The 25,964-nt window shown below is 66.7% G+C and carries 30 protein-coding genes, 1 tRNA gene, 1 other RNA gene and 1 pseudogene; 21 read left to right on the top strand and 12 right to left on the bottom strand.

Annotated features, from left to right (window positions below; all coding sequences use genetic code 11):
- Window positions 1-88: 88 nt before the first annotated feature.
- Together IEY68_RS12480 and IEY68_RS12475 are read right to left on the bottom strand one after the other, a co-directional pair.
- Window positions 89-1,489: an aldehyde dehydrogenase family protein gene (locus IEY68_RS12480; RefSeq protein ID WP_058854326.1), complete on the bottom strand. Its 1,401-nt coding sequence runs from the start codon at window positions 1,487-1,489 to the stop codon at window positions 89-91.
- A gap of 83 nt (window positions 1,490-1,572) precedes the next feature.
- Window positions 1,573-3,105 carry an acyl-CoA synthetase gene (locus IEY68_RS12475; RefSeq protein WP_058854327.1) on the bottom strand — a complete coding sequence of 511 codons (1,533 nt, stop codon included), beginning with the start codon at window positions 3,103-3,105 and terminating at the stop codon, window positions 1,573-1,575.
- Between the two features lie 218 nt (window positions 3,106-3,323).
- Here IEY68_RS12475 and IEY68_RS12470 point away from each other — a divergent pair, with 218 nt between their 5' ends.
- A complete protein-coding gene (locus IEY68_RS12470; RefSeq protein WP_058854328.1) occupies window positions 3,324-3,902 on the top strand; it encodes a TetR/AcrR family transcriptional regulator in 579 nt (192 codons plus the stop codon).
- A gap of 64 nt (window positions 3,903-3,966) precedes the next feature.
- On the opposite strand, the gene IEY68_RS12465 is transcribed toward IEY68_RS12470, so the two are convergent.
- A complete protein-coding gene (locus IEY68_RS12465; protein WP_082681261.1) occupies window positions 3,967-4,866 on the bottom strand; it encodes an SDR family oxidoreductase in 900 nt (299 codons plus the stop codon).
- Between the two features lie 194 nt (window positions 4,867-5,060).
- On the opposite strand from IEY68_RS12465, the gene IEY68_RS12460 reads away from it, so the two are divergent.
- Window positions 5,061-6,056: an ABC transporter ATP-binding protein gene (locus tag IEY68_RS12460; protein WP_058854329.1), complete on the top strand. Its 996-nt coding sequence runs from the start codon at window positions 5,061-5,063 to the stop codon at window positions 6,054-6,056.
- A 136-nt stretch (window positions 6,057-6,192) separates the two neighbouring features.
- Here IEY68_RS12460 and IEY68_RS12455 read toward each other — a convergent pair whose 3' ends face one another.
- Together IEY68_RS12455 and IEY68_RS12450 are read right to left on the bottom strand one after the other, a co-directional pair.
- Complete coding sequence (locus IEY68_RS12455; RefSeq protein WP_082681262.1) at window positions 6,193-6,705, bottom strand: GTP-binding protein; 513 nt, start codon at window positions 6,703-6,705, stop codon at window positions 6,193-6,195.
- 93 nt (window positions 6,706-6,798) lie between these two features.
- Window positions 6,799-6,960, bottom strand: a complete 162-nt coding sequence (locus tag IEY68_RS12450) for a hypothetical protein (RefSeq protein ID WP_156426121.1) — start codon at window positions 6,958-6,960, stop codon at window positions 6,799-6,801.
- An 89-nt stretch (window positions 6,961-7,049) separates the two neighbouring features.
- On the opposite strand from IEY68_RS12450, the gene IEY68_RS12445 reads away from it, so the two are divergent.
- From IEY68_RS12445 to IEY68_RS12425, 5 genes and pseudogenes are all read left to right on the top strand, one after another.
- Window positions 7,050-7,316, top strand: a complete 267-nt coding sequence (locus tag IEY68_RS12445; protein WP_156426122.1) for a hypothetical protein — start codon at window positions 7,050-7,052, stop codon at window positions 7,314-7,316.
- Window positions 7,317-7,409: 93 nt separating this feature from the next.
- On the top strand, window positions 7,410-7,982 hold the full coding sequence (locus IEY68_RS12440; RefSeq protein WP_063001079.1) for a hypothetical protein: 573 nt from the start codon (window positions 7,410-7,412) through the stop codon (window positions 7,980-7,982).
- 616 nt (window positions 7,983-8,598) lie between these two features.
- Window positions 8,599-8,781 (top strand): helix-turn-helix domain-containing protein, encoded by a 183-nt coding sequence (locus IEY68_RS12435; RefSeq protein WP_058854333.1) that lies wholly within the window; start codon window positions 8,599-8,601, stop codon window positions 8,779-8,781.
- Window positions 8,781-9,167: pseudogene (locus IEY68_RS37080) on the top strand (N-terminal phage integrase SAM-like domain-containing protein); the annotation flags it as partial. The gene IEY68_RS12435 and the pseudogene IEY68_RS37080, both read left to right, overlap by 1 nt.
- Before the next feature lie 376 nt (window positions 9,168-9,543).
- Window positions 9,544-10,053: a tyrosine-type recombinase/integrase gene (locus tag IEY68_RS12425; protein ID WP_063001075.1), complete on the top strand. Its 510-nt coding sequence runs from the start codon at window positions 9,544-9,546 to the stop codon at window positions 10,051-10,053.
- Window positions 10,054-10,116: 63 nt separating this feature from the next.
- On the opposite strand, the gene IEY68_RS12420 is transcribed toward IEY68_RS12425, so the two are convergent.
- From IEY68_RS12420 to pgm, 4 genes are all read right to left on the bottom strand, one after another.
- Window positions 10,117-10,192 (bottom strand) — tRNA-Ala (locus IEY68_RS12420).
- A gap of 94 nt (window positions 10,193-10,286) precedes the next feature.
- Window positions 10,287-11,024, bottom strand: a complete 738-nt coding sequence (locus IEY68_RS12415) for a DsbA family protein (protein WP_229718741.1) — start codon at window positions 11,022-11,024, stop codon at window positions 10,287-10,289.
- A 57-nt stretch (window positions 11,025-11,081) separates the two neighbouring features.
- Window positions 11,082-12,404: an MFS transporter gene (locus IEY68_RS12410; protein WP_082681284.1), complete on the bottom strand. Its 1,323-nt coding sequence runs from the start codon at window positions 12,402-12,404 to the stop codon at window positions 11,082-11,084.
- 232 nt (window positions 12,405-12,636) lie between these two features.
- Window positions 12,637-14,274: a phosphoglucomutase (alpha-D-glucose-1,6-bisphosphate-dependent) gene (pgm, locus tag IEY68_RS12405; RefSeq protein ID WP_058854498.1), complete on the bottom strand. Its 1,638-nt coding sequence runs from the start codon at window positions 14,272-14,274 to the stop codon at window positions 12,637-12,639.
- A gap of 956 nt (window positions 14,275-15,230) precedes the next feature.
- Here pgm and IEY68_RS12400 point away from each other — a divergent pair.
- A complete protein-coding gene (locus IEY68_RS12400) occupies window positions 15,231-15,923 on the top strand; it encodes a TetR/AcrR family transcriptional regulator (RefSeq protein ID WP_156426123.1) in 693 nt (230 codons plus the stop codon).
- Window positions 15,924-15,990: 67 nt separating this feature from the next.
- Entirely contained in the window at window positions 15,991-17,319 is a 1,329-nt protein-coding gene (locus IEY68_RS12395; protein ID WP_058854336.1) for a D-arabinono-1,4-lactone oxidase, read from the top strand.
- On the opposite strand, the gene IEY68_RS12390 is transcribed toward IEY68_RS12395, so the two are convergent.
- Window positions 17,284-18,027 carry an SIR2 family NAD-dependent protein deacylase gene (locus tag IEY68_RS12390; RefSeq protein WP_058854337.1) on the bottom strand — a complete coding sequence of 248 codons (744 nt, stop codon included), beginning with the start codon at window positions 18,025-18,027 and terminating at the stop codon, window positions 17,284-17,286. The two genes, IEY68_RS12395 and IEY68_RS12390, sit on opposite strands and share 36 nt — an antisense overlap.
- A gap of 513 nt (window positions 18,028-18,540) precedes the next feature.
- Here IEY68_RS12390 and IEY68_RS12385 point away from each other — a divergent pair.
- The 4 genes from IEY68_RS12385 to ssrA all read left to right on the top strand — a co-directional run bounded on the left by IEY68_RS12385 (window position 18,541) and on the right by ssrA (window position 20,006).
- A complete protein-coding gene (locus tag IEY68_RS12385) occupies window positions 18,541-18,738 on the top strand; it encodes a hypothetical protein (RefSeq protein WP_058854338.1) in 198 nt (65 codons plus the stop codon).
- 56 nt (window positions 18,739-18,794) lie between these two features.
- Window positions 18,795-19,028, top strand: coding sequence for a WLR motif membrane protein (locus IEY68_RS12380; protein ID WP_058854339.1), 234 nt, complete (start codon window positions 18,795-18,797; stop codon window positions 19,026-19,028).
- A gap of 49 nt (window positions 19,029-19,077) precedes the next feature.
- The gene (gene smpB, locus IEY68_RS12375; protein ID WP_058854340.1) at window positions 19,078-19,551 is read left to right on the top strand and encodes an SsrA-binding protein SmpB; all 474 of its coding nucleotides are present in this window, start codon (window positions 19,078-19,080) and stop codon (window positions 19,549-19,551) included.
- An 86-nt stretch (window positions 19,552-19,637) separates the two neighbouring features.
- Window positions 19,638-20,006, top strand: a transfer-messenger RNA (tmRNA) gene (gene ssrA, locus IEY68_RS12370).
- Between the two features lie 38 nt (window positions 20,007-20,044).
- Here the strand turns inward: ssrA and IEY68_RS12365 are convergent.
- A complete protein-coding gene (locus IEY68_RS12365) occupies window positions 20,045-21,214 on the bottom strand; it encodes a tyrosine-type recombinase/integrase (protein WP_058854341.1) in 1,170 nt (389 codons plus the stop codon).
- Window positions 21,201-21,731 carry a helix-turn-helix domain-containing protein gene (locus IEY68_RS12360; protein WP_058854342.1) on the bottom strand — a complete coding sequence of 177 codons (531 nt, stop codon included), beginning with the start codon at window positions 21,729-21,731 and terminating at the stop codon, window positions 21,201-21,203. Before IEY68_RS12360 ends, IEY68_RS12365 begins: the two co-directional genes overlap by 14 nt.
- 137 nt (window positions 21,732-21,868) lie before the next feature.
- Here IEY68_RS12360 and IEY68_RS12355 point away from each other — a divergent pair, with 137 nt between their 5' ends.
- The 8 genes from IEY68_RS12355 to IEY68_RS12320 all read left to right on the top strand — a co-directional run bounded on the left by IEY68_RS12355 (window position 21,869) and on the right by IEY68_RS12320 (window position 25,948).
- Entirely contained in the window at window positions 21,869-22,048 is a 180-nt protein-coding gene (locus tag IEY68_RS12355) for a helix-turn-helix domain-containing protein (RefSeq protein WP_058854343.1), read from the top strand.
- Between the two features lie 89 nt (window positions 22,049-22,137).
- Complete coding sequence (locus tag IEY68_RS12350; RefSeq protein WP_156426124.1) at window positions 22,138-22,866, top strand: hypothetical protein; 729 nt, start codon at window positions 22,138-22,140, stop codon at window positions 22,864-22,866.
- A gap of 51 nt (window positions 22,867-22,917) precedes the next feature.
- Window positions 22,918-23,325, top strand: coding sequence for a hypothetical protein (locus IEY68_RS12345; RefSeq protein ID WP_058854345.1), 408 nt, complete (start codon window positions 22,918-22,920; stop codon window positions 23,323-23,325).
- Window positions 23,326-23,597: 272 nt separating this feature from the next.
- Window positions 23,598-24,581, top strand: coding sequence for an AAA family ATPase (locus tag IEY68_RS12340; RefSeq protein ID WP_199804916.1), 984 nt, complete (start codon window positions 23,598-23,600; stop codon window positions 24,579-24,581).
- A 36-nt stretch (window positions 24,582-24,617) separates the two neighbouring features.
- Window positions 24,618-24,929: a WhiB family transcriptional regulator gene (locus IEY68_RS12335; RefSeq protein ID WP_058854346.1), complete on the top strand. Its 312-nt coding sequence runs from the start codon at window positions 24,618-24,620 to the stop codon at window positions 24,927-24,929.
- A complete protein-coding gene (locus tag IEY68_RS12330) occupies window positions 24,926-25,201 on the top strand; it encodes a hypothetical protein (protein ID WP_058854347.1) in 276 nt (91 codons plus the stop codon). Before IEY68_RS12335 ends, IEY68_RS12330 begins: the two co-directional genes overlap by 4 nt.
- Window positions 25,198-25,572, top strand: a complete 375-nt coding sequence (locus IEY68_RS12325) for a helix-turn-helix domain-containing protein (RefSeq protein WP_189094224.1) — start codon at window positions 25,198-25,200, stop codon at window positions 25,570-25,572. The genes IEY68_RS12330 and IEY68_RS12325 overlap by 4 nt, the downstream gene beginning before the upstream one ends.
- Window positions 25,573-25,576: 4 nt before the next feature.
- Window positions 25,577-25,948, top strand: a complete 372-nt coding sequence (locus tag IEY68_RS12320; RefSeq protein ID WP_058854349.1) for a capsid cement protein — start codon at window positions 25,577-25,579, stop codon at window positions 25,946-25,948.
- Window positions 25,949-25,964: the final 16 nt, after the last annotated feature.

The following is a 25,964-nucleotide window of genomic DNA, read 5'->3' as shown; positions in this document are numbered from 1 at the left end:
GTTCCACATACTCGAAGCGCCCCCGGGATCGGATTCGGCGCCGTTGCCGACTCCGATCCCGGGGGCGCTGTCGTACCCGGCCGCAGGCTCAGAAGAGTCTGCGCATGATCTTCATAGCCTTCTCGGTGTAGGGCGGGTACACGAGTTGCAGGTCGGGCCGGAATGTCTTCTTCAGCACCGGCTTGCGGTGACTGAGCGCCTCGAAGCCCCACCTACCGTGGTAAGCACCCATTCCACTGGCACCGACACCGCCGAACGGCAGCTGCGGAACGAGGAAATGCATCGCGATATGGTTCACCACGGCGCCACCCGAGGCGATCTCATCGACCAGACGACGCTGGACCGCACTCGACTTACTGAAGTAATACGCCGACAATGGCTTCGGGCGGGCGTTGACGAAGGCGATCGCCTCGTCGAGCGAGGTGTACGACAGCACCGGCAGGATCGGCCCGAAGATCTCTTCCCGCATCACCGCGTCGTCGGGATCGGGGTCGACCAGGATCGTCGGCTCGATCCGTAGTTGCGACTTCTGCGACCCGCCACCCAGGACGATACGACCGGCTGACCGGTCCAGGTAGCCGGCAAGCCGGTCGAACTGCCGCTCGTTGACGATGCGCCGCCCCACGGGGTCGTCGTCCTCGGCGAACTCCCGGACGGTGGCGGCCAATCGATCGACCAAAGCATCCCGGACGCGCTCATCGACGAGGACATAGTCCGGGGCGATGCACGTCTGGCCGGAATTCATGAATTTCACCCAGGCGATGCGGCGTGCCACCACCTCGAGGTCCGCGTCGGCGGCCACGACCACCGGGCTCTTGCCACCGAGTTCGAGCGTCACCGGCGTCAGCGTGGGGGCCGCGGCAGCCATGATCTTCTTGCCGACCTCGGTGCCACCGGTGAAGACCGCGTGATCGAAGCCCTGGGCGAGCAGATCCTGGGTGACGGCGGCGTCACCCTCGACCACGAACACTGCCTCGGAGTCCAAGTATTCCGGCACGATCCGCGCGAGCAGCTGCGAGGTCGCCGGGGCGAGCTCGGAGGGTTTTATCACCGCGGCGTTACCCGCGGCGAGCGCGGCGATCAGCGGGCCGAGGGTCAGGACGACGGGATAGTTCCACGGACCGATGACGAGGACCACGCCGAGCGGTTCGTACTGGACCCAGGCCGAGCCTGGGTACTGGATCAGCGACAGTGGCTGCCGCCGCTTGCGCAGCCAGCGCCGCAAATGCTTCAGTGCGTAGACCGCTTCACCGCGTGTCGAGGCGATATCGCCGAACCATGCTTCGGCCGGACTGCGGCCCAGATCGGCGGCCAGCGCCGCCGCTATCTGCTCTTCGCGCTCGTCGAGCAATCTGACCAGATTCCGCAGCTGCTCGGTCCGCCACTGCACCGATCGCGTCCGGCCCGAAGCGAAGGTGTCTCGGGCTTGCGCCACGACGGCTCGAACCGCGGGGGCCTCGACCGACTGGTCGAAATGCGATGTGGACATCTCATCGTCTCCGTGTTGTTTCGTGTGGTAACTGGACTATCGGATGCTCCGGGCCGTCCGGCCCCGGCGGTACCGACGCCGCATCAGGCCGGTGAGTAGCGCTTCTCCAGCTCACGCTTGACGAGCTTGCCGGTGGCGGTCCGGGGAAGTGATGTGACGAAATCGACGGTCTTGGGCGCCTTGTAGTTCGCGATGCGATCACGGACGTACTGGATGATGTCCTCGGCCAGCGAATCCTCGGGTGCGACGCCGGGATGCAGCTGGACGACGGCCTTGACCTGCTGTCCCATCTCGGCGTCCGGTACACCGATCACGCCGACATCGAAGATCGCCGGATGCAGGGTCAGCACGTTCTCGACCTCCTGCGGGTAGATGTTCACCCCGCCCGAGATGATCACGAACGACTTGCGATCGGTCAGATACAGGTAACCGTCCTCGTCGACATATCCGAGATCGCCCACCGCGGTCCAGTTCGGATGCTGGGGATGCTGCGCCGCGGCGGTCTTGTCCGGATCCTTGTGATACTCGAACGGCAGCGTCTCGCGTTCGAAGTACACGGTGCCGATCTCCCTCGGGGCCAGTTCGTTGCCGGCGTCGTCACAGATGTGCACCGGCCCGAGCATGCTCCGGCCGACCGCACCGGGGCGTTGGAGCCACTCGGGCGTGGTGATGACGCTGAGACCGTTGCCTTCGGTGGATCCGTAGTACTCCGCCAGCACCGGGCCCCACCACTCGATCATGGCGTGCTTCACCTCCGGCGGGCACGGCGCGGCGGCGTGCAGCGCCAACCGGAGACTCGAGGTGTCGTAGCGGCGCCGGGTCTCCTCCGGGAGTTGGAGCATCCGCACGAACATGGTGGGCACCATCTGGGTCGCCGTGGCACTGAACTTCTCGATTGCCGCCAGCGTCTGCTCCGCGTCGAACTTCTCCATCAGCACGACGGTGCCGCCGTAAGCGTGGATCACGCCGCACCATCGCAGCGGCGCGGCGTGGTAGATCGGCGCCGGGGACAGGTACACATCCGAGGAATCGATCCGGAACAGCTTGCCCGCGACCGCGGTCAACGGGTCGCCGGGCTGGTCGACGGTAATCCCGGGCAGCGGCGGTTTGACTCCCTTGGGCCGCCCGGTCGTACCGGACGAGTACAGCATGTCCTGTCCCCGCGGTTGCTCGGTCAGCCGCGGTCCCGCCGCGGCCAGTGCCTGTTCGTAGCTCTCGTAGCCGTCGATCGGCCCGCCGAACGCCAGCCAGCGCTGCACTCCGGAGACCAGCTCGGGCATCGAGCCGGCCAGCTCGCCCACGCCGGCCGAAGCGATAACGACCTGGGCGTCACTGTCATCGATGATGTAGGCGACCTCGGCCGGCGACAGATGACGGTTCACCGCCAAGACATACAGACCCGAGCGCAGAGCCGCCCAGTAGATCTCGAAGCATTCGAGGGTGTTGTCGGAAACCATCGCGATCACATCGCCGGGGCGCAGCCCGCCGTCGTAGAGTACCCGCGCGAGCCGCGCGGAGTTCTCGTCGAGTTCACGATAGGACAACGTACGCCCCGACCCGGCCATGATGGCGGCAGGCTTGTCGGGCGTGGAAACGGCATGTACGCCAGGGAACATGGTGGCAGTACCTCTCCGGCTGAGTTGTCGGATATGAATTAATATATTTTTGATTAAATTTATCCAGCCCACCGACGTGAACGATTCCGAACGGACCGTCGCCGCGGCAGCCCATTGCGCTCCTACGTGGCCTCCGTCACAACCGCGGTGGGGGTATCGTAAGCATAAGTTGACTTATGCACAAGGCCGGACCCGCGGCGCCATCACGATGGAGGATCATGGCCACGATCGCCACCCCGCAGGACTACTTCGATGCCGCCCTCGAACTGCTCTCCTCCGAGGGATACGGCGCGGTGAAGCTGGCGCCGGTATGCAAACGCCTCGGCGTCACCACGGGATCGTTCTACCACTACTTCGAGAACTGGCGAGACTTCGTCGACCAGTTCCTCGGCAACTGGCTGTCGGCCCGCACCACCCAGCTGGCGGAGTCGGCCCGCCGACGTGCGAACCCCATCGACCAACTGGAGGCCCTGCTGCAGTTCACCCTCGCATTGCCGCATCGGGCCGAGGCGGAGATCCGCGCCTGGAGCAAGGTCGATCCGCGGGTCAAGGAGGTGCAGGATGCCGTCGACCTGCAGCGCAAGCAGGTCGTCCTGGAAGCGGCCCGCATGGTCTCCGAGGACGAGGAGGCATTGCGTTACGCCCAGTGGGGCATCTACCTGCTGGTCGGCTATCAGCAAGTCGACGCCGGCCGGGATATCGCAGCCCTGGAGTGGACACTGCGCAGACTCCTCGACGAACTCGTCGAACGAGCCCGCCGCCGCACCCCATCCGGCGTGGTCGACACCGCCGGGTAACGCTCCGTATCGACACGGCGGCCAGGAGCAGCCGGGGTGCCTGCCCAGGCCTCCGGGCCCCAGTTCACGAACGACTCTCCGGCTTCGTGGCGCCACCGGCCGGGCGCCCCCCTTCTTCGACTGCCCGGGCGCCGATCCGCGCATCGTATTCCTTGCGGGCATCCGCGTCGAAGGCGAGAAATGCGCTGTCGGCCTTGATCAGATGATTGGCCCAATCCCGCAGGCGGCGCCCGAGCAGCGGCTGCGACCACACGACGAGACCGAGTATCCGAGGCAGATACACATCCGGCTTGCGGGCGGCGATGGCTGCGACGATCGCCTCCGCCACCTCGCCGGGCTCGAGATTGGCGATGAACTTGGTTCCCGACGTACCCGCGATGAGGTCGGTGTTGGTAAACGACGGCAGTACGCAGGTGAACGACACCCCCGACCGCGCGCACTCGACCCGCGCGGTCTCCGTCGCCGAGATCACCGCCGCTTTACTCGCGGCGTAGCTCAGGCCGCCGGGCACCGGCGACTTCCCCGCCACCGACGCCACGTTCACGATATGGCCCGCTCCCCGGCCGATCATCCCGGGAAGCGCGCTGCGCATACCGATCATAGCGCCGCCCGCGTTGATCTCCAGCACCCGCTTAGACAGCGCCGACTCCTCGTCGAGAAACGGCCCGATCGGCATGATTCCCGCGTTGTTGATCAAGACGTCCAGCGTGCCGTACCGGCGCTCGGCATGCGCGACGAAATCGGCGAACGAGGCTTCGTCGGTGACGTCGAGCCGAACGGCTTCGACATCGGTGCCCAGTTCCGCGGCAGCCCCTTTGACGGCCGCCTCGTCGATGTCACCGATGACCACCTTGGCGCCACGGCGGTGCAGCGCCTTCGCCGTGGCGAGCCCGATCCCCCGCGCCGCGCCGGTGACGGCGACCACCTTGCCCTCGATCCGGCGGGACAGTTGCGCTTGTTTCATCTTCCTACCCACTTCGCTGTAGGTCGGCCGCCGCGAGGCTGGTCCGATCTGTTGTCCGAAACGGCCGGCGCACACAGGGCGCGACCAAACCACCTTCAATATTAGAATATAGATTAAAATACTTCCATTGTGCGGCGGACATCCCGCGTCCTGCCGTGCGATCGGACGGAACTCACCGACTCGAAGGAATCACCATGGGCGTCGAGGTCAGGACCGAAGGTATTGTCAAAACCTTTGGTTCGCAGCGTATCTGGCAGGACGTCTCGTTGACCCTGCCGCCCGGGGAGGTCAGTGCGCTGCTCGGGCCCTCCGGTACCGGTAAATCGGTCTTCCTGAAGTCGCTCATCGGCCTGCTGCGGCCGGAGCGTGGATCCATTCACATCGACGGCACCGACATCACCACCTGCTCCGACAAGGAGCTCTACGAGATCCGCAAGCTGTTCGGCGTGCTGTTCCAGGACGGCGCGCTGTTCGGTTCCATGCACCTGTTCGACAACGTCGCCTTCCCGTTGCGTGAGCACACGAAGAAGTCGGAATCGGAGATCGAGAAGATCGTGATGGAGAAGCTGGAGATGACGGGTCTTCTCGGCGCCGAACGCAAGCTGCCCGGTGAGATCTCCGGTGGTATGCGCAAACGTGCGGGTCTGGCCCGTGCGCTGGTGCTGGACCCGCAGATCATCCTGGTCGACGAGCCCGACTCCGGGCTCGATCCCGTGCGCACATCCTACCTGTCGCAGCTGCTCATCGATATCAACGCCCAGATCGACGCCACGATCCTCATCGTGACGCACAACATCAACCTGGCCCGCACCGTGCCGGACAATATCGGCATGCTCTTCCGTCGCCGGCTGGTGATGTTCGGCCCGCGTGAGGTGCTGCTCACCTCCGACGAGCCGGTGGTCAAGCAGTTCCTCAACGGCCGCATGATCGGCCCGATCGGCATGTCCGAGGAGAAGGACGAGGCTCAGATGGCTCGCGAGCAGGCTCTTGTCGATGCCGGCCACCACCACGGCGGCGCCGAAGCAGTGGAGGGCATCATCCCGCAGATGAAGGCTACCCCCGGCATGCCCGTGCGACAGGCCGTCCAACGGCGCAAGCAACGCGTGCGCGAAATCATGCACACCCTGCCACACGCCGCGCAGGCCGCCATCCAGGAATCACTGGACGAGGAAGGCGCACCTGTGGCATGAATCGAGCCGGCGCCGATCAAGACACGCGATCGGCGCCGGTTCGACGAGCACGGCCGCGCCACCGTCACCTCCACGGCTGACGGTGGCGGCGCACATTGATCCGCAACGGTCACCCTCCCACCGAAGCACCGGGCCCTCAGCCGGGCAATCCCGGATGCGGTGCCGCGGCCACGGCCATGACGTGCTCGAGCAAACAGATCAGGACGTGCTTGGCCGAGTTCCGATCGCGGGCGTCGCACAGCAGAACAGGTACCGCGTCGGACAGGTCGAGCGCGCCGCGGACCTCGTCGCCGGCGTAGATGTCGGCGTCGTCGAAACAATTGACCGCCACCACGAACGGAATCCGGCGGGACTCGAAATAGTCCACGGCAGCAAAACAATCCGACAGCCGCCGCGTGTCGGCGAGAACGACCGGACCCAGCGCGCCGGAGGACAGCTCGTTCCACATGAACCAGAAACGGTCCTGTCCGGGCGTCCCGAACAGATACAGCACCAGGTCCGGGGCGATGGTGATACGGCCGAAGTCCAGCGCCACTGTGGTCGTCGTTTTGCCTCCCGACGATGAACACGGCGATACCGGCCATGCCCAGCACGCCGGTATTGAGCGAGCGGCGACGACGTCTACCCACCTGCACTCCCCTGATTCCATGGACCCCTGCGGTGATCGATCAGGATGACTGTAGGCCAGGGCACTAACAAAGACCGGGGAAACTGGTCGCGTCCCTATGGTCTCCAGCCGTCCTCAATTCTTAGGCGTGTCCGGCACCGGCACGTGCGCCACCTCAACCACCACGGGCCGCGGACGCAACCACCACTGGACCTGACCAGCAACGTCGAAACCATCAACAGCCGCGTCGATCTCGCGCACAACTGCGCCGCCGACATCCTGCCCGATCAAGGTCACGTGCGGTCTGTAAAGGCGCGAATCAATCCTGCCCGCGGCCATCACCCCATGGTTTGGTGGCCGGCCCGATGTCAAGGAAGGAGTATCCCGTGTCAATTTCTCCCGGCGCTCTTCGGCAATGGTTGAACGCTGTGGCCGACGACGCCCACATCGCTGTCGACGAGGGTGGGCTCACCCTGATCGCGTTCGCCCCGACCGGGCACGAGTATCCGGCGTACCTGGAGGTCGGCGGCCACGACGAAGGCGGTGACTGCCGCTACCGCCGGGCAGAGTCGACGAGGGCCGATCGATACCCCGGGACGCCCAGAGATCGAGCGGGGCCCTGCACGCCGGGGAAGGCGGCAGCTCACCGCTGACTGTGAACGCATTCAATGTGAAAAGTAAGGGCAGGCACCGTATTACGGTGCCCGCCCTCCCTGTTGGGAGGGTAAATCTCGATGGAAAGCACCATGACCTCTGCCCTGTCGTCGGTAGAGAAGCTGCTGCCGGGGACGGACGAAATGGTGGGCTGGCTGGGTGAGGTATTCGAACGCATCGACTGGGCCGAGGAAGAGATCCAGGCCGCGCAGAAACGCCACCCTGGACAGGCAGCGTGGGTGTGGCACGGGTTCTCGCTGTTGCAGCCCACTCATCAGCGGGTGGAGCACGAACTGCTGTTCCGGGCGCACTGCCGCGAAATCCTGGATCGGATCGCGGCCAGCAAACCGACGCAGCCGGGGACGGCGGCGGAAGTGTGGGCGGCGTTGTCGGAGGCGCCGATGCGCGCCCCGTTGAACACCGAATCGGTGGGCTTGTACTTCCGGATGTGGCAGGCGGCGGGGCTGCCGCCACTGGAGGACAACGCCGGCCAGCTCGAGAATTACGAGGCGATCGCCGGATCCCGGATCGATGACCTCGAGGCGGAGTCGCGGCGTCGGTTGACCGCGCTGGACCGCAGGTTCGGGGCGATCACGTGCGAGGGTCGGCATCACGGGGAGCCGGTGGAGTGTGAGTTCGCGCTGGCCGCAATCGACGCAGCCTGAACCGGCCAGCAAGTGAGCGAGGTCCTGCATCGGGGTGCAGGACCCTGCCGAGTACTGGATGTATTCGATGCAGTGACCGCTCTTCGTCTATCAGACGCCGACCTCTGACCCTCACACGACACGCCGTGGCGCCGAAAATTCTGCACGAATTGCCGGAGCCCTACGCATGGGGTGTGACCTGCAATGGCGCATCACCGCCGGGGGGATTCGCCGCGAGGTGCGCGCACGGGAGTGTCGCGCCGGTGCCACGGTTCGGCTTTCCTTGAGTCGGGACAGGTCAGTGGACAGCACGCAAAGGCGGCTGCCGCATGCAGATGATCCTGATCCCTTCTACCCACCGGCTCCGGGGAGCCGGTTCCCACCCCTGGTATCGGATTACTCGACCCCGCCGCGAGACCCGCTCCGAGACGGTCGGTCCAACCGACGGCGCTCGCGGTGTCGGTCGTCTCGCTCACCATGGTGACGGCCTCATCCGGCCACTGGCTGCGCCGCAGCCTCAGCCGGTGCACATGGCATCGCCCGCCGCGATGCCGGGACACCCACAGTCGTGGAATCCATTCACCACCGCGAATATTCGGCAGGGCGCAGCCCAGACGAACTCGGTAGGCGGTCCGCGATGACCGAGCATCCGTTCATGACCGTCCAGGAAGCCGCGGACGCCCTGCGGGTCTCCCGCTACAGCATCTACCAGCTGATCTGGTCGAACAAACTGCACTCGGTCACCGTCGGCCGGTCGCGCCGGATCGTCCGTGCATCCTTCGACGCCTACCTCGCCGACCTGCTCGAAAGGGGACAGTAATGTCCAAGAACAACTCTGCCCGCCGCCGGAAAAACCCGAACGGCTCCGGCAACATCAGCGCCCGCCGCGACGGCCTCTACGAGCTCAAGCTGTTCGTCACCGCCACCGACGGCACCCGCAAACGCATCAGCGTCTACGGCTCCACTTGGGAAGAGGCCGATGCCGAACGCACCCGTCTCAAGGAGATGGAGCGCCAAGGTATCCCGGTCGAGGTCACCACGATGACCGTCGCCGAATACATGGCGCACTGGCTCGAGGAGATCGTCGGGCCGTCGATTCGCCGCACCACCTACGCCACCTACCGAGGAGACATCCGCTTGCACATCGTGCCGGCCTTGGGGAAGCGCAAACTCAAAGCACTGAGCACTCAGCACGTCCGCGCCTTTATCAACGGCCTGCGGACGCGGTGCCAGTGCTGCGCCCAGGGCAAGGACGCCGCCCGCCGCACACCCCGCTGCTGCGCCAAGAACACCCCGGAATGCTGCGGTGATGTGCTCTCGATCAGCTCGATCCGCCACGTCCTGCGGGTGCTGCGGGTGCTGCGGGCCGCGCTGCAGGACGCGGTCGACGACGAGGTCCTCGCCCGCAACGTGGCCCGATCGGTCCACGTCTCCGGCGGAGCCAAGTCTGCGGGCCGCCGGTTCACCCGCACCGAGGCCATCCGCTTCCTGGCCGCCGCCGCAGACCACCGCCTGCACGCTCTGTGGGCCGTGGCGCTGGCTCTCGGGTTGCGGCGCGGGGAAGCCCTGGGCCTGGGACGATGTGGATCTGGCCGGTGGGCGGATCACCATCCGACAGGCTCTGCAACGCGTCGACGGGCGCCTGCAGCTCACCCCGGTCAAGACCGACGGCTCCAACACCACCCTGCCGCTACCCTCGCCGCTGGTTCCGATCTTGCGCGAGCACCAGCGCATCCAGGGCGAGCATCGGTTCGCCGCCGGCGACGAATGGCGCGACTCCGGACTGGTGTTCACTACCGCAGTCGGCGGCCCGATCGAGCCCCGCAACGTCAACCGCATGTTCGCCCGTCTGTGCGAGCAGGCCGGGCTCCCGCGCCTACGAGTGCACGATCTTCGGCACTCCTGCGCCACCCTGCTGTTCACCATGGGCGTGGATGCGGCGACCGTTCAGCGGATCCTCCGGCACAGCTCGATCAGTATGACGATAAACACATACACAGAGGTGATCGAGCAGGTGCAACGCGACGCCGTCAACGAACTAAAACCCCTGTTCGGCGACTCTCACGACGAATCTGCTGGATATGCGGAATAGCCCGTTGTCGTAGAAGGTGTCGTAAAACCGGGCTATTCCATCATGCGAGAAACCTATAATCCCTGGTGGAGCTAAGGGGACTCGAACCCCTGACCCCCACACTGCCAGTGTGGTGCGCTACCAGCTGCGCCATAGCCCCGGATGATCACCGCCGGTTCCCCGGCTGCCTGAACGAAGTTACACCACCTGGACACCCGGAGCCAAATCGCCTGGATTCAGGATGAAAACCGAGGTCACGGCCCCAGCTGCTGGACCCAGTCCGGCTCGTTGACGTCGATCTTGGTAGCGACATCGAACACACTGGGGGTGGCCGCGGCGCCGTCGAGGGCCGCCGTCAGGTCGTCGAGAGTAGCGGCGGCCTGATCGGCCACCTGACCGCGGCGGGCACCGGAGGTGATGCACTCGCGGGCGGGTTCGGTGGCGCCGGATTCGGTCGCGATGGTGAGCAGTTCGTCATCGCTGAGCTCGGAGCCCTCGTCCGGTTGGCGGGTGGTGAACAGCGTCTCGTGGAACTTCGAGTAGGTGACGCCGGAACCGGTATCCGCCACGCACTGAAGGGCGGCGATCGCACGCGTGGAGTAGTCGCCGCTGGAGGATTTGGGGTCGAGGAAATTGACGAACCGGTAGCGGATGGCGAGTTCGCCCTCGTCGAGCTTCTGGGCGAGCTCCTGTCCGTACAGAGTTTCCAGAGTGCCGCAGGACGGGCACATCGGGTCCTCGTAGATCTCGATCGTCTTGGGGGCCTCCGGGTGGCCGAGCCGCACACCGCCGTCGCTTTGCAGCGCGGCGGTCACCGCCGCGTCGTGCACCGAACCGTAGCCGTCGTTGCGCACCTGGGCTTCCTCGCGACTGCCCCAGCGGTAGGCGAAGACCACGATCAACGCGATCAGCACCAGCGCCAGCGCGCCGAGGGCGTAAGTGGTCCGGTTGGACATGGGCCGCGGCGTGTATTCGGACGGCGAGTTGCTCACGCGACCACTCTGCCGTATCCGGGCGAACCGGTCACGCGCGAATCCCGCAGGCCCGGGTCAGTGCCTGTTTTCCGACCGGTTTTCGAGACCCGGGAAGCTTGCGGTCGTCTCCGTGGTCCCGGCGCCGTCGTCCGCGGTCTTCGATACGGAGACTCCGGGGCCCACGGAGGCAGTGTCCGGCTCCGGGGCGGCGGGGGCGCGGTCCATCGGTTCGGGCACGATCAGCCAGGCCACGGCGGCGACGGCGAGCAGCGATCCGGTGACGGCGAGACCGGCACCATAGGACAGCCGCTGCGCGATCACGCCGACCACGATGGGCCCCAGGACCGTCCCCAGGTCCTGGGCCATCTGAAATCCGGCGAGCATGGTGCCGCCGCGGGCGCGGTTGCCGATGATATCGCCGACGGCCGCCTGCTGGGCGGGGGTGAACAGACCGGACCCGATACCGGCGACGAACGAGGTGACCAGCAGCCAGGTGATGGTCGGGGCGAGGCCCAGACCCGTGGTGCCGACCGCGCACACCAGGGCGCCGGAGATAAGCAGCGGGCGGCGGCCGTAGCGGTCGGACAAACGCCCGGAGAAGAACAGCACCGTCGCGTTACCGGCGGCGAAAACAGTGAGCGCGACCCCTGCCATCCCGGACGGCTCGCCCAGCACCTCCACCACCAGCAGCGGGACCAGCGCCATCCGGACGCCGAACACCGCGGCGCCACTGGCGAAGTTGGAGAACAGCGCCGCCCGGTATTCGGGCCTGGCCAGTCCCTGCCGGAAACTGACGGTAGCCACATCCCGGCCGGATTCGGATTCGGTGATACGGGAGTCGCGCAGGTTGAAATAGACGACCGCCACGGCGAGCAGCAGGGCGACCGCGTAGATCAGGAACGGGGCACGCAGCCCGAAGCCGGCGAGGGCACCGCCGATCAGCGGCCCGGACAACCCGCCGATCAGGAAGCAGGTCGACCACAGTCCGGTGACGCGGCCTCGTTCGGTCGGTGGGGAGAGCCGGATCACCAGCGCCATCGACGAGACGGTGAACATGGTCGACCCGACCCCACCGAGCGATCGCAGCACCATCAACTGCCAGTAGGTCTGGGCGAAAGCGCTCGCGCCGGTGGATATCGCCACGATGAGCAGGCCGACCAGATAGATCCGCCGCTCCCCCAGCAACTGCACCAATCGGCCGCTGACCGGCGCGAACAGTAGTCGCATCGCGGCGAAGGCGCTCACGATGGCCGAAGCGGCCGCGACACCCACGCCGAAGCCGAGCGCGAACTGCGGCAGCACCGGCGCAACCAGGCCGAACCCGATCGCGACACAGAAGGCGGCACTGATCAGGACCCATATCTCGCTGGGTAGCGGGGGTTTGCGCGATGGGTTCACGCGCCGGCGGGCCGGAATCAGGCGCCGCAATCCCGGCGCCCGCACCGTAGCCTGTCCACCCGATCCGTTCCTGCTCCCGGACCCGGGTCGATCATCTGCCACGGCCTCACCACTCACCCCGGCACTCAACGCCGGGGCGGACTCCACAATTCCCCGCGTCGGCGCGGGATTTACCGGTCCCGGGGTCGGTGCGGCCCTGTTCCGCACGTCCGGGACCGCGCAGGCCTGCGGCCTACCCGTCAGCCAGCACCCGTCCGACCATCTCCCGGGCCGCCTCCTGGACCTTCGCGAGGTGTTCGGTCCCGTGGAAGGACTCGGCGTAGATCTTGTACTTGTTCTCGGTGCCCGACGGCCGCGCCGCGAACCAGGCGTTCTCGGTGCTCACCTTCAGCCCGCCCAGCGCCGCGCCGTTGCCCCGGGCCCGGGTCGCCACCTCGGTGATCGGTTCGCCCGCGATCTCGTCGCCGGTCACCTGTTCGGGAGTGAGACCGGCGAGCAATTTCTTCTGCTCCGGTTCTGCCGGAGCGTCGATCCGGGCGTAGGCGGGGCTGCCGTAGTGGCGTTCGAGCTCGTGATAGCGGGTCGACGGGCTCTGCCCGGTGACGGCGGCGATCTCGGCGGCCAGCAGGGCCAGCAGGATCCCGTCCTTCTCGGTGGTCCATACGGTGCCGTCCATCCGCAGGAACGACGCGCCCGCGCTCTCCTCGCCGCCGAAGGCGAGGCTGCCGCTGAACAGCCCGGGGACGAACCATTTGAATCCGACCGGCACCTCGTAGATGTCCCGGCCGAGCACACTCACCACCCGGTCGATCATCGAGGAGGTGACCGCGGTCTTGCCGATCTTGGTGAGCGCGTCCCAGCCCCGCCGGTTGGCCACCAGATATTCGATGGCGACCGCGAGGAAATGGTTCGGGTTCATCAGCCCGCCGTCGGGGGTGACGATGCCGTGCCGGTCGGCGTCGGCGTCGTTACCGGTCGAGATATCGTAATCGTCGCGGATGGACACCAGCGAGGCCATGGCATGCGGGGACGAGGGATCCATCCGGATCTGCCCGTCGCTGTCGAGCGTCATGAAACGCCAGGTGGGGTCCACGCTCGGATTCACCACCTCGAGATCGAGGTCGTAACGCTGGCCGATCTCCTCCCAGTAGTCGACGCTGGCGCCGCCCATGGGATCGGCGCCGAGCCGTATCCCCGCGCCCCGGATGGCGTCGAGGTTCAGCACCGCGGGCAGCTCGGCGATGTAGTGATCGAGGTAGTCGTAGCGGCCGACCTCGCCCATCGCCCGGGTGAGCGGGGCGCGCTTCACTCCGGCCAGACCACCGCGCAACAGTTCGTTGGCGCGTTCGGCGATGCTGTCGGTCGCGCCGGTATCGGCCGGACCGCCGTGTGGGGGGTTGTATTTGATGCCGCCGTCGCGGGGCGGGTTGTGCGACGGGGTCACCACGATGCCGTCGGCCTGGTGCCGCGCCCCGTCCCGATTGTGGCGTACCACCGCGTGACTCAGCGCGGGCGTGGGGGTGTAGCGGCCGCGGGAATCGACCACAGCGCCGATATCGTTGCCGGCCAGCACTTCCAGGACGGTGGTCCAGGCGGGTTCGGACAGGGCATGGGTGTCGCGGGCCAGATAGACCGGGCCGGTGATCCCCCGGGTCGCCCGGTATTCGACGACAGCTTGCGTGATGGCCAGGATATGCGCTTCGTTGAAAGTGGCGTCCAGACTCGAGCCCCGGTGCCCCGAGGTACCGAAGATCACTCGCTGAGTGGGGTCGGCGGGGTCGGGCACGCGGCTGTAGTAGGCGGTCACCAGTCCCGGAACATCCACCAGATCGCCTGGGCGGGCGGGCCGTCCGGCTCGATTGTGGGCCATGCTCGGGTCTCCCTTCGTGGTCGGCCGCACGCGGCTGGTCATCGTGATCACCGGAGCGGCCCCGGGGTCGCGGCTGCGAGAAGTATCGCGGCGATGGACGCACCCGGTAGCGCCGAGCAAACAATGCTAACCGCCGATACGGCTCGGGGCGGCCGGGATCCAGCGGGTGCCGTGTCCGGTCCGGTCACCGTGTAGCGGGCCACGGCACCGAGCGCTCCCTCGGTGGCCGCATAACCCGCCGTCAACGCGCGCACCCCGCGCACGCCGCCGCGGCCGCTGATCCGGACCTTCCCGACACTCTCATGACCCGACCCCTCTCGCGCTCGTACCGTCCTGCGTTGCGCTCGTGCTGTACTGCGTTGCCCCGTCGTGCCATCCGCCTATCGGGTGGCCTTCGTGCGGTCACGACCGGTCTGCGGTGAACGACCGTCACCGCTGCCCGCGGTCTGCGAACCGCACACCGGCGGCTCCCGATCCGAGCAGTGTACGAACCACGGCGGAACGGCCGGACGGGGTGGTGAACCCATCGCCGGTATCGGGCGCCGGAAACTTCGCGAATAGGCCGATATGGGGCGAGAGCATCGATGACCAGCGTCTTCCTCGTGCCGGCGATCGACAGTCGCGGGCCGGGAAGCTGCCGGATCACCGCTGCGGCAGAAGTTCCCGAACGGAGCGCATCGAGGGGCCGGAACCCACAGCGACGAGCGGACCGGGCGCCGGTTGCCCGACGGCTACGCACCGGGCCGCTCCCATCCGGAAAATGAGGACGGAGTTTCCCGCCCGAACACGTCCGGTAGCCGATCACGGCAGCGGCATCCCGAGCGCCACGCCTCGCCTACCGCTGCCGCATCGCCTTCGCGCGCTGTGGAGAGATCCGGACCTGCACCACCGGTGGCTGTTCCGGGATCCACTCGGCGGGATCGAAACCGATTACGGTTAATTCGTATGTTGCTACCATGCCGGATGTGAACCTCGCCACCACCGCGCCCCGGCCGCGCCGGCTCCGGGTCGACGCGGCGCGGAATCAGCAGCGGATAGTCGACGCCGCACGCGAGTTGTTCGCCGATCGCGGTCTCGACATCACGCTCGACGATGTGGCCGAACGCGCGGGTGTCGGGGTGGGCACGGTGTATCGGCGGTTCGCGAACAAGCGGGAACTGGTCGCCGAGGTCTTCGCCGGGCATATCCGTGAATTCGCCGAGGCCACCGAGGAGGCGCTCGCCGCGGAGGACCCCTGGGACGGGCTGGTACGACTTTTCGAGTACGCATGCCGGCGGATGGCGACCAACCGCGGGTTCAGCGAGGTCATGCTCGAATTGGGTGACGAACCGGGCCGGTTCGGCTGCCCCCGCGACGAGATCGGCCCCGCGGTCGCGGCGGTGATGGACCGCGCCCGGGAGGCCGGGGTGGTGCAGCCGGGTATCGAGGCGACCGATCTGTTCGCACTGATCTACATGGTCGATTCGCTGGCCGAATTCGCCCGACCCATCGATTCCGATATCTGGCGGCGGTACATGGCGATCACCCTGAACGGTATCCGGGCGACGAGCTCACCACCGCAGCCGCTGACCGTGAACGCCCTCAGCCTGGCCGAGGTCGAGCGGGCCAAGGCAGCGAAGCCGGGGCCCTTCTGCCCCCGCCGCCGCTGAGCCCCGACCTCCGGTTCGTCTCCTGGTTTCTCCGCATCGGCGGCCACTTTCCCCTAGAGTTGGACGAGTGACCAAGTTATGGGTGAACTGGGCCGGTGATCAGCAGTGCACGCCGACGCGGCTGTGCGCGCCGCGCGATCACGCGGAACTGTCCGCCGAACTCGCCCGAGCGGCCGAGGACGGGCATCGCGTCCGCGTCGCGGGCTCGGGACACTCGTTCACCGATACTTGTCTCACCGACGGCGTCCTACTGGATCTGTCCCGGATGAACCGGGTACTCGACGTCGACCGGGAAGCCGGACTGGCCCGCGTACAGGCCGGTATGACGCTCGCGGCGCTCAACACCCGGCTCGACGCGCACAACCTGGCATTCCCCAATCTCGGCGATATCGACGTCCAGACCATCGCGGGCGCCACCGCCACCGGAACCCACGGCACCGGCGGGCAGCTACCGAATATCTCCGCCGCCCTGCACGCGGTCGAACTGATGACGGCCGACGGCCGGATCGTGGAACTCACCGAGGAGTCCGGTCCGCAGGCCTGGCGGGCCGCACGGGTGGGACTCGGCGCCCTGGGTGTGATCACCGCGTTCACTCTGCGATTGGTGCCCTCGTTCGTCCTCGAGGGCATCGAGCGCCCGGTGCCGGTCGAAGAAGTGCTCGCAGACCTCGACGCCTATATCGACGGCAACGACCATTTCGAGTTCTACATGTTCGCGCACAGCCCGATCGCGATGACCAAACGCAACAATCGAGTCGATCTGGCCCCCGCACCACGATCGGAAACGGTGGACTGGTTCGCCGATATCCTGCTGTCCAACCATGTGTTCGACGGGCTGTGCCGGCTCGCCCGCCGCAGACCCTCGCTCATTCCGTGGATCCAGCGCGGCGCCGCCTACGCGGGCAGCTACCGGCGCCAGGTCGACCGCTCCTACCGGGTGTTCACCAGCCCCCGGCTGTTCCGCTTCACCGAGATGGAATACGCGATCCCCCGCGAGCATTCCGCCGCGGCGATCAGAGAGATCAAGGAGACGGCGAAACGTTTCGACAGCCCGATGCCGATCGAGGTGCGCTGGGTGGCGGGCGACGATGCGTTCCTCTCTCCCGCGGGCGGCCGCGCGACCTGCTATATCGCGGTACACCAGTACCAGGGAATGGACCACGAACCGTTCTTCCGCGCCTGCGAGGCGATCTTCGACGCGTACGACGGCCGTCCGCACTGGGGCAAACGCCACTTCCAGACGGCGGAAACGCTGCACGGGCGCTACCCCGAGTGGGACCGGTTCGCGGCGGTCCGCCGGCACTATGACCCCGCGGGCCGATTCGCCAACGACTATCTGGACCGGGTACTCGGCCCGGTCTCAGCGGCCGAGGATACGGCCGACCAACGCGGGTAGCGCGGTCCCGATGGGTTCGCGCACGACTTCGGTCGCCAGCGAATCATAGGGTGTGGGTTCGGCGTTCACGATGATCAGATCGGCCCCCGCCGCCACCGCCCGCCCGCACAACGAGGCTGCCGGTTCCACTTGCAGCGAGGTACCGACGGCCAGGAAGATATCCGCCGTCTCGGCAGCCAGTGCCGCCTTGACCAGCGTGCGCTGGTCCAGAGCCTGGCCGAACATGATGACGTCGGCCTTCAGGACCGCACCACACAGCGGGCAGGGTGGATCGGCTTCGCCCGCCGCAACCCGTTCCAGGGTGCCGGCCATGGAGGCGGTGTAGTCGCACTGCACGCAGACCACGTCGAACATATTGCCGTGGATCTCCACCACCCGCCGCGGCGTGGAACCAGCGCGCTGATGCAGCCGGTCGATGTTCTGGGTGACGATCGTGAGCGCCCGGCCGGCCCGCTCCAGGTCCACCAGCGCACGGTGGGCGCCGTTGGGTTCGGCCTTCCACGCGGGATTGTCGCGGCGGGCGAGCCAGGATTTCTCGCGTAGGACGGGATCGGCCAGATAGTGGTCGTAGGTGGACAGCAGTTCGGCGATCGGATCCTCGGTCCACACCCCGCGCGGGCCACGGAAATCGGGGATACCGCTGTCGGTGGAGATTCCGGCGCCGGTCAGCGCGGCGATTCGACCGGTGCGCTCGTACCAGTCGGTCACCGCTGCGTCCCCGCGGCCGGATCCCGCCGGCCGGACAGAACGCGGGACCGCGGCACACGTCGGTTCGGCTTGCACATACCACGAGCTTAGGCAGCCGGCTCCACACTCCGCATCGATGAGGCCCCAGGCCCGCTACAGTTAATTATCAGCAAACGATTTGCCGACGGCAGGTCCGCCCACCACCCCCGCCGGATTCTCCAGGTCTCATCAGCCCTCCGAAACCGACCACATGTCTTGGAACAGGCATTTTTCCCGAAAGATCACGAGCGGACCGCACAATCTCACGATTCGCCGGGCTCCGCTGTGATGGTTGTCTCCAGATTTGCCGCCCGGTGTCCAGCCGGAGATTTTTCCGTTACGGTGAACACATCGCCGCACCGACTCCGAAACGGAGGTTCTGCCATGGCTCGCCACCGCATACCCCGTACGGCAGACCCGCGGGTCGGCTATCACATTTCCGGAGATTACGGCAGTAACGGTTTGATAACCCAAGGCGCCGGGTACTCCGAAAATATGACAGCACTGCGAAACCGACCCGCCCGGATCGCCGGTATGGAATGGGGCACCGCGCTGCTGGCTCTTGCCACGTGCCTCATCTTCAGCACCGGTATCGCCGCCATCACCCAGTCCCTCGCCACCGCACTGATCGCCACCGCGAGCATCCTCGTGGGCCTCGGAATCACGTTGCGAATCCTGAGAAACGCTCGCTGACACCGTATTCGCGCGCCCCGTCCGCGAATATGTGCCCGCACGGCTAGTCTGCGAGCATGGTATCCGGGGACGGGTCCGACGACACCGTCGGCGGAGACGGGGGCGAGCGCTCCGGCGAACCCGCAGACGGCCCACCGCGGACCCGGAGCACAGACCCGGCTGTCGAGACCAGCTGGCTCGATCGCCGGATCCGGCCGACCGGCGCCGGCAGGCCACGCCTTTCCACGGTGCTGCTGGTCATCGTCTTCGTCGCGGTCTTCGTCCTCTATCTGATCCTGCAACCCGGCTGACCGGCAACCGGGAATAATCGGGTTGCCGCGGCCGCTTAAGGTTGTCGTTATGAAGGAGAAGGGGCGCAAGGTCATCGCGACCAACCGCCGGGCACGGCACAACTACACGATCCTGGACACCTACGAGGCCGGGATCGCGCTGGTCGGTACCGAGGTCAAGAGTCTGCGTGAGAGCAAGGCCTCACTGGTGGACGCCTTCGCGACCGTGGACAACGGCGAGGTGTGGCTACGCGGCCTGCACATCCCCGAATTCAGCCACGGCACCTGGACCAACCACGCACCGCGCCGGACCCGCAAATTACTGCTGCACAAACGGGAGATCGAACGCCTGGTCGGCAAATCCCGCGAGGGCAACCAGACCCTGGTACCGCTGTCGATGTACTTCTCCGACGGCAAGGTGAAGGTGGAACTCGCCCTCGCCAAAGGTAAGCAGGATTACGACAAACGGCAGGATCTGGCCCGGCGTACCGCCGAACGCGAGGTCACCCGTGAGATCGGTCGCCGCATCAAGGGCATGCGCTGAGCAGCCGCGGTGGTGCCGGAAAACGGGAATGAACGGGGACGGGCCAGGTGTTAACATGACTAGCCCGGCAAGGTGCCGGGACGCACGGGGCTGAACGGTTTCGACTGCGTACGTAGATTCAAGGGAAGCGTGTCGGTGCAGGCAAGAGACCACCGTAAGCGTCGCTGCAACCAATTAAGCGCCGATTCCAATCAGCGCGAGTACGCTCTCGCTGCCTAAGCGATAGCGTCTCTGTCGGCCCGAGGTATGCCCTCGGCTTCGGTGCCGGCATCAGCTAGAGGGCTCACCGTGCGATTCGGTCGCGGAGTAGTACGGGACATCCAACAGCGACTGGGATCGTCATCCCGGCTTGTTCGCGAGACCGGGAGATCCGAGTAGAGGCCCAGCGAACTGCACACGGAGAAGCCTTGATGAAGCGGCGGAGGACCCGGGTTCGATTCCCGGCAGCTCCACTGGAAGGCCCCTTACCTGCAACCCAGGTGAGGGGCCTTTTTCATGCGCTGACGACCCGCAGTTTCGGCGGTGTGGGCACATTTTGGGCACATCTCAGCGCGGCTGCCCGCAGTCCGCCGCCCATCCGTTCGGCCACATCGTCGAGATCGTCCTCGAACAGGTGGCCGTAGTTGTCGAGCGTCATCGTGGCTGTCTTGTGCCCGAGCTGGCGCTGCACGGTCTTCACATGGGCGCCGCTGGCGATCATCAACGACGCCGCGGTGTGCCGGAGCTGATGCGCCGTCACCCGCGGAAATGTCGCCGACCCGGATTGTTCGCCGTCCTCGTCACGGGGAATCGAGGCCGCGATACAGCGGCGCACCGCTCCCCCGAACCAGTGCGTGGTCGTCGGCGGCCGCAGCGGCTCGCCATCCGGCCGAGCCCACAGCAGACCGTTCGCGTTCGGCTGCGCGCCTACGACGGAGTGCAGCATCTTGGCGACCTCTCCCGGAACGGCGACCGTCCGAATCTCCCACGTCTTCGGCGCCCCGATCACACTGCGCGCATTCACCTTGGACGCGGACCGCATGATTCGAATGCGTCTGCGCTCGAGGTCGACGTCTCGTGGCCGTAGAGCTGCCATCTCCCCCCAGCGAATGCCGGAATAGGCGAGCAGCATCACGATCTCTGAGTGCTTCGCCTCAGCGGCGAGTGCGGCCACCTGGTCGTGCGTGAGGTAGTTGTGCTCGACCAGCTGACGCCGTGGGAGATCCATCTTCGCTGCCGGGTTCGCCGGTATGCGCTTCTCCTCCACCGCCTCGTCAAGGATCATCGACCACACAGCGTGAATATCGGCGACGGTCGATGGTGCCCGCTTGATACCCGCGATCCAGTCCTTGACCTCCGGGCGTTCGATAGATGCGAGTTGCCTTGCACCCCAATGCGGTTCGATGTGCACTCGCCAAATCGAATCGACGCGCTCAGCCCATGACGGTTTGATGTGAACCTGCCGGGCGAGCCACTTCGGCCCCAGCTCGCCAACCGTCATCCGCCCCATCGACGGAGCGATGTACTCGCCGGTCAGCTTCTTGACCTCGACCGTGTTTGCGAACTGCTCAGCGTCGATCTTGCGGCGGAAACCGCGCTTCTTGGTCTGCTTCCCGTCCGGCTTTCGGTAGCGGACCTGGTACCGCTTCCCTGATTTCGTCCCGTAGGGCTCAATCGTCGCCATCAGTCGCGGCCCGCTCTCCTGCTGCCTGCTCGTCTTCTGCCCACGCGAAGGCGGCCCGGATGTGTCGCGCCCGGCGCCCCTCCTCGAGGAGGCGTTCGGTCTCGAGGAACCAACCAGGCCAATTGTCGGCCTGGAACCGCGCGATGGAGACGTTCACATCCTCGCTGCCGCGGTGCAGCGGGTAAGGCGACTCCGCACGCAGCCACTCCCAGACATGCATGGCAGGGGCTCGCCCTCCCGTGAATTCCACATCATCGCCAGCAGTCCGATGCGGCGGCATCAGCAGCGTTGTCGGCGACACCCTGAGTGCAACGGCGAGTGAGGTCAAGTCATCGGGCGACACCTTGCGCTGCTTGTTCTCGATTCGCCGAACCGCCACCGGCGTGAGCGACCAACCTGCGCTTTTGACCCGCTCAGAGACGTCTGTGTAGGTGAGATTCTGCGCGGTTCGTAGGCGCGTGATGTTCGCCGCCACCGTCTCGGCTGTTTGTCCGTACTCCGGTTCTTTGCCTGCCATGCCCCGCAGCGTACCGACAAAGTTTGTCAGTTAATAGACCGTTATTGACATTGACCCGCCATGAGCGCATTCTGTGACCGTTGAACAACAAAGTTTGACAGTCAATCAACATTATCGAACAGGACAGGTGAGGGCATATGGCAGAGGCGATCACGCCAGCCCAGCTCGCCGAGCGGTACGGGATGTCGGAGGCGTCGCTGGCGCAGTGGCGCTACCTGCGCCGCGGCCCCAGCTACATCAAGGCAGGGAAAAAGGTGCTCTACCCGCTCGCCGCAGTCGAGGAATACGAGCGGCGCAACACCGTCGAGTGCGCCTAATGCGTACCCCTGTCGACGAAAGCGGCCCGGGAGCGGGTGCAACCGCTCACCGGGCCATGGAAGCCCACCCATCACATGAGGAGATCCCAATGACCAGAGTAGACCCGGTCCGGTTCGATCCTGCTGCCCTGTCCGACGCTCAGGCCGATGGCTTCGAGTGCGTGGCCGGGTGTGGTTACGACCAGCTGCGCGACCGTGACCCGGATCGGCCAATGCGGCCGGTCGGGTTCGGCCCTCGCGGTCAGGTGTTCATCTGTTCAAGGTGTGCCGACCGCGACGCCGCCGAGCGAGAAGCCCAGCGGCGCGCGGTCGCCGATATCGCCGCGGCGCACTTCGCCAACCGTGCCGAGATCGCCGAGAGAGGCGAACGGCGGGCGGTGAGTGTGTACGAGCGGATAACCGCAGCGGTCGAGCGGTCCGGGATGTCGGTGCCGCAGTTGGCGGATCTGTCGGGGCTCGGGCTTCACCACCTGTCCGCTGTTCTCGACGGAGACGGAGAGCTGACGGCCACTCAGTTGCTGCTGCTCGCGGAAGCGCTGGGCGTCGATGCCGATGCGTGGTTCGCTCCGGCCGTCAGCCAAGAGTCAGACCCGATGAGCACCGTTCAGGCGCGGATCGCGGCGGCAAGCACGAACATCGCGGCCGCCGTCGAAAACCTTCCGGGTGACCTATCCCGATTCGTCGACTGGATCGGGGCCGACCGGTTCGCCGCCAAGCTTGCCGGTCGCGCTACTTGGGAAGCGGCTGAGGTCGTGCTGTTGGCACAGGCATTGAACATAGCGCCAAGCCAACTCGTCGACGGCCGTTCCGGCTCCTGACCAACGATCGCGGCCCCGGAGCAACGTCCGGGGCCGCAGAAAGGGGTCGGGGTGACCTCGCACAACGATAGCGCGCTCGAGCTGTACGGCGTCGGCGCGCAGTTGGGCCCGATCCTCGGGCGGACCGTGGCCGACGCGGCGACCACTGCCGCACGGGACGTACCCGATGCGCGTCCGGCCGAGCGGCGCCTCGAGGCCGAGCGCCGGCGGACGTGTCGGCAGGCGTCGCGCGCGCTGGATCGGATGCTCGTCGACGAAACGGCGTACTCACCTGACGGGGCCCGTGTGCGCCGCGTGCTCGATACCGCCGAGCGCGACCAGGAGTTCTACCGGCTGGCCGGGGCGTGGCTGGCCGATATCAACAGAGCGCTCAGCTACGCGGATCCGGACGAGATCCGGGCGCGAGTCGATGCCATGGCCGCGGCGTTGCGCCGCACGCAGAGCAGGAGTGTTGCATGACGGCTCTACCCGCGCCCACGGCGCACTGCCGCAACCATGAGCGATTCGATCCGGTGTGCTTCACCTGCAAGGAGTACTACCGCGAACAGCTCGGCGAGTTGAGTGGTCCGCGGTCCGCGCCCCTAGGGTCGGGGACCAGGACCACGGACCACGTTCACGACGCTGACCAGGCGGAATACTTCGATTCAGTGGTCCGCAACTCCGAGGGACCAGCGGACCACTCCGAGTGGTCCGTAAGCGGTCCCGGACCGGTCCCGGACCAGCCTCACGCGATGGACTACGGGCGCTATTTCGACGTGGCCGCCATGCTGGACGGCACGCTGCCCGAGCCGCCGCGCCCCTCCTACGGCGTGCGAACTGATCAGCACGCGCTGTTCTACGCGGGTGAGGTCAATTCGCTGTTCGGCGACCCGGAGTCCGGGAAGTCGTGGCTCGCCCTCTCGGCGGCCCGCGAACTGCTGGGCGAATACGGAGACGGCAGTGTGTTGGTCGTCGACATGGACCACAACGGACCGGCCGCCACCGTCTCCCGGCTGCTCGCGCTCGGTGCGTCCACGGCCGCGCTCGCCGACCGTGAGCGGTTCCTCTACGTCGAGCCCGACGACCGCCGGCACTTGGTCGCCGTCGTTGCCGACATGAAGCTGTGGCGGCCCGATATCGCGATCGTCGACAGTCTCGGCGAAATGCTGCCGCTGTTTGGGTCGTCGTCGAACTCGGCCGACGAATACACCACGGCACACAGTGCCGTGCTGAAGCCGTTGGCGAAGTCCGGCGCCGCGGTGCTCGTAATCGACCATCTCGCCAAGGGCGCGGAGTCGCGCAAGCTCGGCCAGAGCGGCACCACCGCCAAGCGCCGCGCCATCGGCGGTGTGTCCCTGCGGGTCACGGTGAAAGACGCATTCGCGCCCGGACAGGGCGGCTCGGCGTGGCTGACCGTCAACAAGGACCGACACGGTGGTGTGCGCCAGCATTGCCCGCCTGCTCGTGAACCCGTCGCCGGTCGATTCGAGCTGAAACCCAGCACGATCGACGGCGTCCTCGAGCCAATTATTCACGCACCCGCCGACACCGACCGGGCGCCGAGCTTCACTATCAGTGGCGAGGACTCCGGCAATCTCGAGGCCGACGTTGATGGGCTGGACGCGCTCACTCCACCGCCATCGTCCAAACGGGATGTACAGACGCGGATGAACTGGGGCGGCACACGTGCCAGCAACGCACTCGCGGCCTGGCGCGAGCGGAACGCCGATGCGTAGCCCAGCAGGACACAACGCATATTGCGGCGGTGCGAGATGACAGCGCGATTCCGGCGGGAATGGGCCATACGCGACCACCCGTTCGCAGAGCTCATAGACCAGCGGCTGACCGGTGCCGCGTGCGCTGGCCGGGCACCGCTGTTCGATACCGATCCGGTGCCAGGCGAGACAGACGCCGCGCGAGAAGCGCGCTACGCCCCGGCGCTCAAGATCTGCCGGCGCTGCCCAGTCCAGGACCAATGCGCCACCGCCGCCGCCGAGCTCGGCGGCCAGGCGCTCGGCGTGTGGGCCGGGATCGTGCACGCGCCACCATCCCGCGGTCGACCGAAGAAGGCGAGCGAGTCATGAGCGATGAGAACCACGAAGACCTCGAGGCCACACGGCGCACGTTGCGAATCGAGCGGGCCGCGACCGCGGTGGTGCTGCACGGGTACCGGGGCGACAAGGCCGGTGTGGCGCACGCCGCCGACGCGTTGTTCGCCGAGGGCGCCGATATCGCCGATGTAGTGGTGCCGCTGGCATGGGCTCTGGCCCGGCTGCCGCGTGGTCTCGACGAGCCGACCGAATTGCTCGACAGATTGGCCGCGCTGCACTGTATCGGCGATCGGCCGCCGCAGTGAGCGCACGGCCGGGAGTGTCGATCACCGCCGACGACGCGGCATTCTTGTCGGCCGCACTGCGGCAACTGACTCGGATACTCGATACCCGGTATCAGCGACCCACGCCCCGAGTGCTCGAACTCGAGGCCCAGCTGTCGGCGGCCGCGCGTTCCGTGTCCGGAACAACGGAACTGAGTGCAGCGGTACCGGTGCCACGGTGGCGAGTGACGGATGACGCGCTCGACGTCGCGACAGTCGCCGAACAGCTCGGATGCTCGCACGAGAACGTGCGGGCACTGTGCCGCCGGGGAACGCTCCCGGCGCGGCGGCAGAGCGGCCGGTGGTTGATCGACGCGCAAGCCGTCGCCGACTACCTCGAGCGAAAGGCGTAACAAAATGCCCGATCTGAGCATCGACGTATACGACGGGCGCGATGTCACTGCCCGCGCCAGCGCAGCAATCGCCGCATCCACCTTCGTAGCAATCAGTGGCGCCCGATCTGCGGGCCTGCTCACCGTCGCCACAGCTACCGCCGGCGGCCGGACCGCCGGTGTCGCCAAGTACGACGCCGCCAGTGGCGAACTCGTGGGATTGGCCCGGGGAAACGCGCGGATCCTGCGAATCGTGGCCGGTGCCAACCTCACCGCTGGCGCCGAGGTCGAAGTGGGCACGGCCGGTAAGGCGATACCGAAGGCGTCCGGGGTGGCTGTGGGCTACGCCGTCGACACCGCCACCACCGGCGCACTCGCCGCCATCAGCCTGTACTGACCCGGAAAGGACAACG

It is taken from the genome of Nocardia jinanensis (assembly GCF_014645735.1).
In the GTDB taxonomy this organism is placed as follows: domain Bacteria; phylum Actinomycetota; class Actinomycetes; order Mycobacteriales; family Mycobacteriaceae; genus Nocardia; species Nocardia jinanensis.
Note: the sequence above shows the minus strand (reverse complement) of the source record. Positions and strands in the feature narration are given on the sequence as shown.